Source organism: Streptomyces sp. NPDC041200, from assembly GCF_055591805.1.
On record NZ_JBVIZF010000001.1, the window covers coordinates 38,781 to 51,549 of the forward strand.

Annotated in this window: 10 protein-coding genes and 3 pseudogenes; 7 read left to right on the forward strand and 6 right to left on the reverse strand. The window is 71.0% G+C overall.

The window, feature by feature from the left end; all coding sequences use genetic code 11:
- Window positions 1-74 precede the first annotated feature (74 nt).
- Window positions 75-868, reverse strand: a pseudogene (locus ACZ6CL_RS00195) (aldo/keto reductase).
- Window positions 869-1,349: 481 nt separating this feature from the next.
- On the opposite strand from ACZ6CL_RS00195, the gene ACZ6CL_RS00200 reads away from it, so the two are divergent.
- Window positions 1,350-1,511 (forward strand): hypothetical protein, encoded by a 162-nt coding sequence (locus ACZ6CL_RS00200; RefSeq protein WP_468929183.1) that lies wholly within the window; start codon window positions 1,350-1,352, stop codon window positions 1,509-1,511.
- Here ACZ6CL_RS00200 and ACZ6CL_RS00205 read toward each other — a convergent pair.
- Window positions 1,501-1,686: a hypothetical protein gene (locus ACZ6CL_RS00205; RefSeq protein WP_468929186.1), complete on the reverse strand. Its 186-nt coding sequence runs from the start codon at window positions 1,684-1,686 to the stop codon at window positions 1,501-1,503. The two genes, ACZ6CL_RS00200 and ACZ6CL_RS00205, sit on opposite strands and share 11 nt — an antisense overlap.
- Window positions 1,687-1,989: 303 nt before the next feature.
- The gene (locus ACZ6CL_RS00210) at window positions 1,990-2,856 is read right to left on the reverse strand and encodes a helix-turn-helix transcriptional regulator (protein ID WP_468929188.1); all 867 of its coding nucleotides are present in this window, start codon (window positions 2,854-2,856) and stop codon (window positions 1,990-1,992) included.
- A 145-nt stretch (window positions 2,857-3,001) separates the two neighbouring features.
- Here ACZ6CL_RS00210 and ACZ6CL_RS00215 point away from each other — a divergent pair, with 145 nt between their 5' ends.
- From ACZ6CL_RS00215 to ACZ6CL_RS00235, 5 genes and pseudogenes are all read left to right on the forward strand, one after another.
- Entirely contained in the window at window positions 3,002-3,910 is a 909-nt protein-coding gene (locus ACZ6CL_RS00215; protein WP_468929191.1) for an SDR family NAD(P)-dependent oxidoreductase, read from the forward strand.
- Window positions 3,911-3,965: 55 nt separating this feature from the next.
- Window positions 3,966-4,118: pseudogene (locus tag ACZ6CL_RS00220) on the forward strand (alpha/beta hydrolase); the annotation flags it as partial.
- A 53-nt stretch (window positions 4,119-4,171) separates the two neighbouring features.
- Window positions 4,172-4,380 (forward strand): annotated as a pseudogene (locus ACZ6CL_RS00225) (ferritin-like domain-containing protein); the annotation flags it as partial.
- 643 nt (window positions 4,381-5,023) lie between these two features.
- Window positions 5,024-7,534 carry an SdrD B-like domain-containing protein gene (locus ACZ6CL_RS00230; protein WP_468931186.1) on the forward strand — a complete coding sequence of 837 codons (2,511 nt, stop codon included), beginning with the start codon at window positions 5,024-5,026 and terminating at the stop codon, window positions 7,532-7,534.
- 199 nt (window positions 7,535-7,733) lie between these two features.
- A complete protein-coding gene (locus ACZ6CL_RS00235; protein WP_468929193.1) occupies window positions 7,734-8,429 on the forward strand; it encodes a hypothetical protein in 696 nt (231 codons plus the stop codon).
- Window positions 8,430-8,436: 7 nt separating this feature from the next.
- Here the strand turns inward: ACZ6CL_RS00235 and ACZ6CL_RS00240 are convergent, their stop codons facing one another.
- Complete coding sequence (locus ACZ6CL_RS00240; protein WP_468929196.1) at window positions 8,437-9,780, reverse strand: right-handed parallel beta-helix repeat-containing protein; 1,344 nt, start codon at window positions 9,778-9,780, stop codon at window positions 8,437-8,439.
- Window positions 9,781-9,868: 88 nt separating this feature from the next.
- On the opposite strand from ACZ6CL_RS00240, the gene ACZ6CL_RS00245 reads away from it, so the two are divergent.
- Window positions 9,869-11,026: a Dyp-type peroxidase gene (locus tag ACZ6CL_RS00245; protein ID WP_468929198.1), complete on the forward strand. Its 1,158-nt coding sequence runs from the start codon at window positions 9,869-9,871 to the stop codon at window positions 11,024-11,026.
- A 71-nt stretch (window positions 11,027-11,097) separates the two neighbouring features.
- On the opposite strand, the gene ACZ6CL_RS00250 is transcribed toward ACZ6CL_RS00245, so the two are convergent.
- Entirely contained in the window at window positions 11,098-12,534 is a 1,437-nt protein-coding gene (locus ACZ6CL_RS00250) for a phytoene desaturase family protein (RefSeq protein ID WP_468929201.1), read from the reverse strand.
- Window positions 12,535-12,544: 10 nt separating this feature from the next.
- The gene (locus ACZ6CL_RS00255; protein ID WP_468929204.1) at window positions 12,545-12,751 is read right to left on the reverse strand and encodes a hypothetical protein; all 207 of its coding nucleotides are present in this window, start codon (window positions 12,749-12,751) and stop codon (window positions 12,545-12,547) included.
- Window positions 12,752-12,769 lie beyond the last annotated feature (18 nt).

A 12,769-nucleotide genomic window follows, 5' to 3' on the forward strand; every position in this document is an offset into this window, starting at 1 on the left:
TTGATCTGCTCACGTCAACAGTCAACAGCGTTCCGGAAAGAATCTCGAAAAGTTCCGAAGCATTACCGGTCGCATCAGGCAAGGTCGGAGAGATCCTCCGGGGTGAGGGTCATCGACCCCGCGCCCATGTTCTCCTCCAGGTGGCTGAGGGAGCCGGTGCCGGGAATGGCCAGGGTGACGGGGGAGGAGGCGAGCAGCCAGGCCAGGGCGATCTGCGGCACCGTGGCGCCGTGCCGCTCCGCGACCTTGGCCATGCGGTCACCGGAGAGATCACTGATGCCGCCGCCCAGCGGGAAGAACGGCACGTAACTGATGCCCGCCTCCTCGCAGGCGGCCAGGACCTCGGCGTCATCGCGGTTACCGGCGTGGAAGTGGTTCTGCACGGACGCGACGGGCGCGATCGTACGGGCCTCCGCGAGGTGACCGGCGTCGATGTTGCTCAGACCGAGGTGGCGGATCGGCCCCTCCTCGCGCATCGCGGCCAGCGCCTCGAAGCGTTCGGCGATGGACTCGCCGTGCGGTGGTTCCATGAGGCCGACGCGCAGATTGACCAGGTCGAGGCGGTCCACCCCGAGGGTTTCCAGGTTCTCCTCGACCATCGGCCGCAGCACCGCGGGGTCGGTGGTCGGGCCCAGACCGTGGCCGGGCGTGTGCACCGGGCCGACCTTGGTGGCGATGACCAGGTCGGCCGGGTACGGGTGGAGGGCCTCGCGGACCAGGGCGTTGGCCCGGACGGTGGGCGCAGGACGGCACGACCGGTTTCGGGATCGCGGGCCGGGCCGAAGAAGCTGTTCGTGGGCAGGCGCATGGCTCCGAAGCCGATGCGGTTGATCGGAAGGTCGCCGCCGAGGCGGAAAACATCGCTCATGGGCACAGCTTCGGCGGCAGGGCGCCTGGGCCGCGAACCCGTGGCAGCTTGCTGCCAGCGGGGCACAACGGATCCGTGGCAGAGATTCTGACGATCCGCGGTGACCTGGAACTCCTCGCCCGCACCGAGCACATCTTCTCCTCGATCCGCGAGGAGTTCCTCTGCACCGTCCGGGACCTTTCCACCTACGCTCACCTGGGCGCTGCCCGGCAGGCGGCCCACGACCAGGCCCGAAACCGGGCCCACGAGAAGGCACGGAACCAGGCCCGAAACCGGGCCCATGACCAGGCCCGGAACGGCGGCACACAGCAGGTCCGCAAGCTGTGCGGCCCGGCCGCCCTGGCCGACGAGCACAGCCGCGAGCACCTGAGAGACCTCGTCGGCCAGGGCGCCGAGGTGCGGATCGCCGCCACCGCCCTTCCTCACGAGACGATCATCATCGACCGCCGCTTCGCGATCCTCGCTGGCCTGGACACCCCCGGTGGCGCGCGGCTCGGACGCCACGGACGAGGGAGCGGCGAGGCAGCTCGGCACCTCCCTCCGCACCTACCGCCGCCGGGTCGCCGACCTGCTCAACACCCTCGAAGCGGGCTCCCGCTTCCAGGCCGGGCTGCGCGCGGGCGAGCTGGGCCTCAGCGGCTGAGCCCCCCTGGCCGCGGCCGCGCCGCCGGATCGGTCCCCTCCTCGTCCAGCACCAGCCGTGCGGCCTCGGCGAAGTCCTGCATCTTGGCGATGAATTCGAAGTCCGCGTACGCCTTACTGCGCGGCTCCCGACGCTCCCGTATGTGCTCGACCCGCAACTGCCGCCGCGCCTGCACGTCCTGTGCCTCCAGCTGGCGCTGCGTAGCCTTGGCTCCCCAGAGCCCCGTAACAAAGGCCGCACCACCGGTGCCCAACGCACCCACAGCCGCCCCCAAGATTGCTGCGATACCTGAATCCACTGCGACAGTCTGCTCGACTCCGTCCCTGATCAGCACGTCTGCGTCGGCTGGTGCCTGGAGACCCGCGGCACCGACCCGCTGCGGAGGGGCGGCCCGTTCGGGCCGGGCCAGGTCAGCCTGTGAAGAGCTTCGGCTGCGGGCAGGACTCCAAGCCGCCGTACAGCCCGTCGGGGCAGCCGGTCAGGGGAGCGCGGCGGTGGTACGGCCACCCGTGACGCGCAGAAGGTCGAGCTTCGCCGCGTCGCTGCTGCCCGTCGCCGCCGTGTAGGTCACCATGCGCAGGTCCGCGCCGGGGACGATGAGGACGTCGCAGTCGAGCAGGATCTCGCCGACCTCCGGGTGCCGGATCGTCTTCCGGTCGGTCGTGTGCTGAACGGCGACCGTCCGCGTGGCCCAGTGATGATTGAAGGCGTCGGATACGTCTCGCAGTCCGCTCACGAGACGATCGAGCTGGACGTCCCTGGGATAGCGGGACACGGCGTCCTTGAGGTCGGCGACGATCGACGCCTCGAACGCGTCCTGACCGTGCTCGGACTGTACGGGAAGCATCGAGGCGTGAGCGGCCCCGCTGCCGAACAGGGCGCGGGCGAGGTTGCGTTCGAGGGGCGGGAGGACGGCGGGGTCTCCGTGCAGGGCGCACCATGTGGCGTTCCACCACACCAGGGTCCAGTCGGCGGTGAAGACTCCGATCGGGACATCGCCCAGGCGCCCGGCGAGCCGTTGGATTCCCGCGGGCACATGAGCGCTGACCGTCCCGTCCTGGGGCGGCAGGAGTCCGGCGCTCCGGTACAACTGGTCGCGCTCGGCGCGGGAGAGCTGGAGGGACCGGGCGAGGGCGCCGACGACCTGAGCCGAGGGGTTCTTCGCGCGCCCCTGTTCCAGCCGCAGGACGTAATCGACGGAGAGCCCGGCCAGCTGCGCCAGCTCCTCGCGGCGCAGTCCCGGGGCACGACGGTCGGGCGTCACGGCGAAACCGGCGTCGGCCGGAGAGAGGCGGTCGCGCCAGGCGCGCAGGAGTGCGGCGAAGTCGGAGCGCGTGGAACCCATGGGCTCATTCTCGCCGTTCCGCTCCACATCAGCCTAGGTACTGCCAGTCCTAGTGACGGGCACGGCACTGGTCGGCGGCGACGGGAGCGGCGAACGTGGACCCGCCCGAGCCGGGCAGCAATGCCGAACAGTGAAGGGGCCTCCCATGAAACACACCATCGTGATGACGGGCGCGAGCCGCGGGATCGGCCGCGTCGCCGCCGAGCACATCCTGCGCCGGTCGCCGGACGCGCACCTCCTCGTCGTCGCCCGCGGAGCCGCTGGCACACACCTCGCCACGGGCGGGCGTACGGTCTCGTACGTCACGGCGGACCTCGGCTCCCTGCGAAGCGTCCGCTCGGCCGCCACCGAGATCCGCGACCGGCTCGACGGCGGTGAACTCCCGCCCTTGCGCGGCTTCGTGGGCAACGCGGGCGTGCAGTACACCAACGCGCTGACCGAGGGGCCCGACGGGTTCGAGTCCACCTTTACCGTCAACGTGCTCGCCAACCACCTCTTCGTCCGCCTGCTCCAGGACCACTTCGCCGCTCCCGCCCGGATCGTGATCACCGCCAGCGACACCCACTTCGGCGACCTCAGGCACAACCTGGGCCTGGTGCCCGGCCCGGACTGGAAGTCCCCGGACGTCCTGGCCCGCACGGGCGCCTTCCCCAGGCCGGATACCACCACCGCTGGGCGCACCGCGTACTCGACGAGCAAGCTGGCCGCGATCTACCTCGTGCACGAGTACGCGCGCCGCCTGCCGACCGGGATCGACGCCGTCGCCTACAACCCCGGATTCGTCCCCGGTACCGGTCTCGCCCGCAACGCGGACCCCGTCTCCCGCTTCGCGATGCGCCGCGTCCTGCCGATGACGACCCTCACCCCGTTCGCCACCACCCGCAGCGCCGCGGGCCGCTACCTGGCCGACGTCGTCCTCGGCGCGACCAGGGCGACGACCGGGTCCTACGTCGACCGCGGCCGCGAGGCCCGTTCGTCCGAGGAGTCCTACGACCGGCGGCGCGAAGGCGAACTCTGGGAGTCCGTCGAACGGTTCACGGGGGCGCCGTCTTGACCCGACACAAGCCGACCTGCACGAGCTGACCGCGCCCCTCCGCCGCGACCACGACGTGACGACCTTCGACCTCAGGGGCCACGGCCTCGCCCCGGCCGGCGACCGGTACTCCTTCGACGCGTTCCTGAGCGACCTCGTCGCCGTGCCGGCGGAGGTCGCCCTGCCCTCGGCGCCCCTCCTCGTGGGCTACTCGCTGGGCGCGGACCTGGCCGTCCACTACGCCTCCGAGCCCCCCGACGCCGTAGCCGGGCCAACCTCGTGGACGGCGACGCCGACTACGCGCAGGCGGTTCGGCTCTTCATCGCCGAAGAACAGAACCACGCCCGGCTACTGGCTCGACTTCTGGCCGCGAGCGGCATACCGACGTTGACCGGTCACTGGAGTGACACGGTTTTCGTGCGCCTGCGGCGTCTCATGGGCCGTGCATGGAACTGCTGGTGCTGATGATCGCGGAAGTGGTGGCGCAACGACGTCGATCACATATGACGCCATGGCAATCGTGCAGCAGGCGAACCGGGCCACTTTCGGCTGCGCAACGCCCCCGCGTGGCGAGCAGGTTTTTCAGACACCTCATCCGGGCGTGAACGCACCCGACGGGACCGGATCCGGCGATCACATCACCGTCGCACCTTCTTTCGGTCGCCGTTCTCTGGGCGTTCGGGGATTATCGCGCATCCCCATGGATGCCAGGGGTTCTGCTGGTGACGGCGGGACTCCAGCGGATAGGATGTCGCGCGCTGCTCGCGGTGGCGGTCGGTGAGGTCGGCGGTGGGGGCGAGGGTACCGTGGTTGAGCTGCAAAGACCCACATTCCGGGGCGGCCCTGGCCGAGGCCCTGAACGTGCGTTCGCTTTTTCTGGTCTGCGGCGCTTACGGCCTGCCCGCAATATTCCTCAAACGATCATCACAAAGCGGTCCACGCGACAGCAGTGGGCCCTTTTTCTTTTCCGTGGCTTCCCGACTGGCGTTCGCCTGTGGGGTCACGAAGTGGACGTGCGGCGAGAAGCGGGTGCTTAGTTTTCATGACAAGAGGAGTGTGGAGTGTGATGCCATGAACAGAGTAGGCACAGGCTCTCCCCAGTCGGCCTGGAGGCTCGTGGAGCCTCTGGGGCGCATGGGGTTATCTGTTCTTTTGCTGGCAGGCGGAATCGTGGGAGTGGCGGCTGGACCTGCTGCCGCTTCGACCGCCGACGGCACGCTGACGGTAGAAGTGCTGCGTGACTTCTTCGGCACCGGCGTGATCAACGCGACGATGGACGTGCCGCAGCGGGGCATGAAGGTGGAGGTCTCCGACCCCGCTGGGCACCATGTCACCGGTGTCACGGATGCCACCGGAAAGGTCGTGGTGGCGCAGTCGACGGTGCTGGACGGCGGCCAGTACCGCGTCGACGTCAGCATCCCGGCACCGTACAGCGCCTATCTGCGGGCGGCGCCGGCGTCGACGGCGGAGAACCACTTCAACAGCTTCACTTCCTTCGTGGATGTGTCCGACGGAAAGAACGCCGCGGTGGTGACCGGGGTGTGGGATCCGGCCGACTACGCGCTGCCGGACTCGCGGTACTTCGTACCGGTCCAGAACGGCCCCAACGGAAACGACACCCGGGCCTTGGTGGCGTTCGGAACGAAGACCCGGGGCACCTGTCCTACCGATGTGTCGTGCCCGGACACGCTGGCCACGCAGGACCAGGTCGGCACGACGTTCGGGTTGGCGTACGACAAAAACCAAAGCCGGCTGTTCCAAGGCGCGTTCGCCCGCCGGTACACCGCCTACGGGCCGAAGGGCGCCGGCGCGATCTATACGGTGCCGGTCAGCGGCTCCGGTGCGCCGGAGCTGTTCGCGCAGGTGCCGGACGCCGCGGTGACGCAGCACGACACCGCCAACATGGTCAAGGACGCCGGGTTCACCGACGCACCGGGCAAGGAGAGCATCGGTGGCCTGGCCCTGTCGGAGGACGGCTCCACGCTGTACGCGGTGAACTTGCTGACCCGCAGCCTGGTGAGCTTCGACGCGACAGGGGCCACCGCCTCGGAGCCCGAGGCGACGGTGCCGATCCCGGACCCGGGGTGCGCGAGCGCCGGCGACTGGCGGCCGTTCGGTCTCTCCGTCCACAACAACACGCTGTACGTGGGCGGTGTGTGCAACGCAGAGAGCACACAGCAGCGCGCGGACCTGAAAGCCGTCGTCTACACCTACGACGGCGGGCGGTTCACCACGGTGCTGACCCACGCGCTCACCGACAAGCGCGGCAGCGTCTTTGGTTCCGGCGACAAGGCCACCCACTGGAACCCGTGGAACACCAGCCTTGACACGTGGGACGACCGGAAGTCGGGCAACACCTTCATCGATCCGCAGCCGGAGCTGGCCTCCCTCGCCTTCGCCCGCGACGGCTCGATGATCCTGGGATTCCGCGACCGGTTCATGGACGTGCTCAGTTGGGGAGGGCTGGACCCGCGTCCGGGGAACGACACAGCGGAAAACGGCATGTCCGGTGGTGACATCACCATGGTCTGTGCCACTCCCACCGGTGAATACCAGTGGGAAGGCACCGGGAGCTGTCCCAACCACGCCACCCCCGCCAACAGTGGCGGCCAGGACGCCGATGTCGTCGAGTACTTCCCGGGCGACTCCTACGCCAACGCCCACCAGGAGACCGCGCTGGGGTCGGTGGCCTATATCCCGCAGCAGCAGTGGGTCGTCAGCACGGAGTTCGACCCGGTCGTCAACGTCGCGACCTCAGGGACCGGATACCACGACATCACGACCGGTCAGGGCCCGGGCAATAACCCGACCGCCAACGGGTTCCAGTTCGTCAGCCGGGAACAAGGCGGGTTCGGCAAGGCCGGCGGGCTCGGCGACATCGCGTACGCGGCGGCGAACGCGCCGATCCAGATCGGCAACGTCGTGTGGTTCGACGGCGACCACAACGGGATCCAGGACCCGGGGCACGTACTGCTGCCGGGGGCGACGATCAACCTGCTGGACGCGGACGGCAAGCAGGTCGCCACGACCAAAACCGATGCCGCCGGGGAGTACTACTTCGGTGGCGTCGGCGCCGAGTACGAGCTCACGCCGGGCGCCAAATACACGGTGCAGTTCGACGTGTGCACCGCGGACACCAGCGAGGTGCCCGAGCAGCCCCCGGCGAGCGAGCTGCGGTTCACCCTCCCGCGGGCCGGCGCCAACCGTGCGCATGACTCCAATGTGACCCCGCCGACCACCGGACCGTTGTGCAACGGCTCCGCGCCTGTCACGGCGCCGGACAAGCCGGGCGGGGTCGATCACACGATCGACGCCGGGGTGTACATCCCGAAGGAAACGCCGACCCCGACCCCGACCCCGACTCCCACCTCTCCACCGACCCCGACCCCGACCTCGCCACCGACTCAGGCTTCGCCACCGGCCGGTACGCCGCCCGCCGACCCGGGCCCGGCCGGCAACCCGGTGGTCCCGGCCGGCAACCCGGCTCCGGCCGGCAACCCGGCTCCGGCCGGTAGGAGCTCGGGTTCGCTGGCGCACACCGGTATGTCCGGGCTGTCAGAGGTGGTCGCCCTCGTCGGCCTGCTGGTGGGCGCGGGCCTGGTCCTCGCGTTCGTGAGCCGGAGGCGTCGCGCCCAGAAGCACTGAACGAACCGAACAAGAGTGATCTGCCTGCCCGCGACCATCCAGGTCGCGGGCAGGCAGATCACGTCTCTCGAGAGGGTGAATCAGAAGAGTGTCAGCGTCGAGCCGCGTGCGGAGCGCGAGAATCCGGCAAGCTCTACCAGGCCGTGCGGCTGACCGGCGCCGATGGCTGCGGCCACGCTGGGCGGCAGCCGTCCTCGGCATGGCGGCCGTCGCGGTGACCGTGTTCCTGGTCGTCGGCGGTGGCTCCGGCCCCAGCGGTCCGCGCGCACTGACGATGGATGAGGCGAACCGGCTGGCGATGACGCGGTTCCGTAACTACGAGGCGCACGGCCGAGCAGTGACGATCACCGTGCCGGGCACCGCCGGTGGGCTGACCGTCACCGGGTCCGTCGACTACCGGGGCAAGCTCGGTTACGGCGTGGTGCACGGCACCGGGCGCGACACGTCCAGCGACGGGCTGATCGAGTGGACGGCCACCTCGGTGTTCGTCCACCCGATGGCGAACGCCCCGGCGCGCGCACCCGCGTCGCCGCCCCGCTCGGGCTGGTACGGGCGCCCGCTGCAGTCGTCCGGCAGCTCGCTGGACAGTTCGCTGGCCATCGCGCTCAGCCTCGGCAGCGACCGGCCGGAGAACGCCGAACTCCTGCCGCAGAACGGCGCCGCCTGGTGGGGACGAGACAAGGTGGACGGGCATCGGGTGGACGTCATGACCGGGCCGTCCTCCCGTGACCGCTCCGGTACGGCGGACAAGGTGCGCTACTGGGTCGGCTCGGACGGCACCATGTACCGGGTCCGCGTCAGCGTGGGTTCCGCGTCGGAGCCGGCGGTCATCGATTTCGACACCCAGAAGTACCTTCCGGTCAAGCCGGTGCCCGGAGTCACCCCGACGCGGTAGCCGCTGTTCAGGACGTCCGCACCCGCGCCTCCGTGGCAAGCAGGGATGACGGCGGCAGCGGGATGTCTGCCACGTCCGGGAGAACCGGAACGGCCGGGACGGCGGTGGCGCCCGTAGTGGTGGCACCCGGGAACTGCGGCTGTCGGCCAGGCGCCGCGACCTCGGTGAACGGGATGCCGCCGGGTGCCGTCGGCGTCGCCCACCTGCCGTCCGGTGAGGCCGACTTGGCCGGCAGCGGACAGGAGGCCGTTTTCGCGAGCCGGGCGGGCACTGTGGTGCGCAGATCGTTGCCGCGCAGGCAGTTGCCCCGGCCCCGCGTGGCGGTGGGGAACGTCCAGCCGACGTCGACGCCGTTGCCGGCGAACGTGTTGTCCACGATCTGGTTGCCGACCGACGGTATGTCGGCGGTTGCGGTGATCACCAGCCCGGCGTTGCTGTTGTCGGCGATGCGGTTGCGGACGAACCTGTTGTCGCTGCCGCCGTCGATGCCGATGCCGGTACCCCACCCGCCGTCGGCCTGCTCCGGGGTGGCCCTCTGCTGGTTGGCGGCGACCAGGTTGCCCGCGATGGTGGCGCCCCGCTGCGGGAGCAGCTTCTCCTGGTGGTCGGAGTTGGTGGTCAGGCCGACCCGGTTGCCGACGAGACGGTTGCGGACCACGTACATGTCGCCGCCGGCGTTGGTGCCTTCGTAACCGACCGCGTTGAGTTCGGCCACGTTGTCCCGCACCACGATGCGACACGGCTTGCACTGCCCGACATAGATCCCCGAGTCGGCCCCGCCCGAGGTGTACGAATGCTCGATGACACCGTTCTGCGCGGAGAAGGCGTAGATGCCGTACAGCCCGTTGCGGGTCGCGGTGACATGCGAGACCAAGAACGACTTCAGGAAGGTGACGGGCTCATCGCCGGTGTCGTAGCCGCCGCTTCGCCCCGGCAGCCCGGCGGAGGCCGCCGCCGCCGAACCGGTGACCAACACCCCGTTCTGCGTGTTGTTCTCCACGGTCAGGTTCTCCACGGCCACTCCGGGCGCCGCGACGACGACACCGTTCGGCTGCCGCAACCGCCCGTCGATGACGACCTTGCTCCGGGACGCGCCGCGAAGGGTGATGCGGGCCGTGTCGATCTTCACCGACTCGTGGTACACCCCCGGAGCGACCAACACCAGGTCACCGGGGCGCGCCAAGGACACCGCATCCGAGATCGTCGGGGCATCGGCAGGCACCCGGATCGTCACGCGCGCACCGTCCGGCCGCCGGCCCTTGCCCGACCCGCCGTCGCCGCCGCTGCAGCCGGCCACAAGTGCCAGCGTGCCCAGTACCGCCGCCACCACGCGAAGAGCTAATCGAGGCATGATCCCAGTCTGGCAGAACGCCCAATTCCTCGCCATAATCGGTGAGATCGCCCGGCATGCGCGATGAGCGTGTGGCACCCTGCACACCATGCGCCGAGCCGATCACCACCCGTCGCGCCGCACGTTCCTCGATGTCACCGGCGCCATGATGGCCGCCGGTCTGACCGCCGGGTGCACATCGGACGCCGCCCAGTCGGCCCGGCACGCCCCTACCGCAGCGGCCACGCCGATGGCGGTTCCGGCGACGGGCCGGCATCAGGCAGGCATCACGCTTCCCCAGCCGGCCCAGCGCAACCTGCTGGCCGTGGTGGCCGACCTCGATGCCACCGTGGCCGCAGGCCGGTTACTGGCCGAACTCGGCCAGGCCATCCGCACCCTCAGCGCGGGGACCGACCCGCGGCTGCTGGGCCTGCCGCCGGGCGACCTCACCGTGACCGTCGGCGTGGGCCCCCGGCTGGTGCGCGCGGCCGGTGCCTCGCTGCCCGGCGCGGCCGACCTCCCGCGCTTCTCCCGAGAGCGGATCGCCCCGCGGGCACGCGGCGGTGACCTGTTGATACAGATCTGCGCCAGCGACGCGCTGCTCTTACCGGTCGTCGCCGCCGCGCTCCTGGACCAGGCCGGTGACCGCGTCCACGAACGCTGGCGGCAGTCCGCACGCCGCGGTGCGAACGTGTCCGTCGGCAACGGCCTCACCGCGCCACGAAACCCGCTCGGTTTCATCGACGGCATCGTGGGCCCGCACACGACCGCCGAACAACAACGCGACCTGTGGCTGGCCGGACCCCCCGCGGTCGCCGGCGGCACCCTTGCCGTACTGCGGCGCATGGCACTCGACCTGCCGCGGTTCGCCGCCCTGTCCGTAGCCGAGCAGGAAGCGGTCTTCGGGCGGCGCAGGGCCAGCGGCGTCCCCCTCTCCGGCGGCCCCGTCGCCTCGGGCCCGGACCTCGGCGCCAAGACACCGGACGGGCGCTATCTCGTCCCCGCGGACGCCCACGTGCGCAGGGCGAACCCCGCCGTGGTCGGCGCCGGCCTCATGCTCCGCCGCTCCTACAGCACCGACGAGCCCGCCCCCGGCCTGCTCTTCATCAGCTTCCAGAACGACCTGCGGACCTTCACCGCCACCCTCACCCACATGGACACCTCCGACGCGCTGCTGCGATTCACCACCACGACCGCCAGCGCGACGTTCCTGATCCTCCCCGGCTTCGACCGGCGACACCCGCTCGGTTCCCAGCTGTTCGGCTGACCCCCGCCCCACCCCTCCGGCCCGATCGGACGGCTGACCGGCAGCGGCTCAGACCAGGACGAGTGCGCTGATCAGGCGGTGCGGTCCGGCCCGCCTCCGGCCAGGGCGTCCATGGCTGCCCTGGCCGCGTGGTACCCGCACATGCCGTGGACCGACGGGCCCGGCGGAGTCGCCGAGGAGCACAGCCAGGTGCCGGGGAGGGGCGTCCGGTAGGGGTTCCAGCGGGGCACGGGGCGGGCCAGCGTCTGCCACAGGGTCATCGCGCCGGAGGCGATGTCGCCGCCCACGTAGTTCGCGTTGTACGCGCCCAGCCGGGCCGCCGACATGCCCCGCTCGGCGATCACCGTGTCGGTGAAGCCCGGGGCGTGGGTCTCGATGGCGGCACGGATCATCGGCAGGGGATCACGGGGGTCGCCGTGGGGCACGTGCGCGTAGGCCCATACCGGTCTCCTGCCCCGGACGGCCCGTGCCGGGTCGGCGGCGGCCGGGTCGACGACGATGATGTAGGGGTGCGGGACGCGCAGGCCCCGGGCCGTCGCCGTCTCGGCGCGGGCCAGTTCCGGAGCCGTGCCGTGCGCGCCGCCCAGGTGGATCGTGGCGGCCTGGGAGAGGCGGGGGTCGGCCCAGGGGATCGGGCCCTCGACGAGGAAGTCGGCCTTCGCGGCGCCTGGGCCGTAGCGGTAGCGGGACAGCGCGCGGAGGTAGCCGCTGGGAAGGGGGGCGATCCGGGCCAGTTCGCGGGGCGAGACGTCCAGCAGGGTGAGGCTGCGGTCGGGCAGGTCATCCAGGCTGTCCACCCGGACGCCGGTGTGGATCCGGCCGCCGAGCCGCTCGATGTGCGCGGCCATGACGGCGGCGACGGCTTGCGAGCCGCCCTGTGGGACGGGCCAGCCGGTGGTGTGGGCGAGGTGCCCGAGGAACAGTGCGACCGCGGCGGTTGCCGGTGAGGGGAGCCGGCCGATGCCGTGGGCGGCGACGCCGGTGAGGAGCGCCCGGGCCTCCTCGGTGCGCAGGCCGCCGCCGACGCGCAGGGCCTGCGCCGGCAGGCGCGTGGCCAGGACGGCGAGGGCCCGCGGTTTCGGCGGGGTGCGCTGGGTGGAGAGCATCAGCTCCGCCACCTCCGCCGAGCGCTCCATGAGCGGGAGCATGAGCCGCCGCCAGCGCCGCCCGTCGGCGCCCAGTTCGGCGCAGGTGGCGTCGAGGTCGCGCCAGGCCATCGCGGCCGGGCGGTCTTTGAGGGGGTGGGCGTAGGCAGCGGGAGAGTGCAGCAGGGCGACGCCGTGCGCCTCCAGATCGAGGGAGCGCATGAACGGGGAGATCGGCGCCATGGGGTGGACGGCCGCACAGATGTCGTGCAGCACCTCCGAGTCGAACAGCGGCTCCGTGCGCAGCCCCCCGCCGATGCGTTCGTGCGCCTCGAACACCTCGACCCGGAGCCCGCCGCGGGCCAGGGTGAGCGCGGCCGCGAGCCCGTTGGGCCCGGAACCGACGACGACGGCGTCCGTCATACGAGTCCCCTCAGTGGAAGGCCAGCCACCCGATGCCCAGGGCACAGGTGAGACCGGCGGCGGCCACGGCGGCCGGACGATGGCGGTACAGGGCGAACCAGAACAGCGCGGCGGTCACCAGCACCGCGCCCGAGCCGATCGCGGCGCGCAATGGCCCGTCGCTGTAGCCGTATTCACCGAAGTGCCTCGCCAGCCAGGCGAACCACGCGATCCTCATGACGCTACCGTTGCTCTC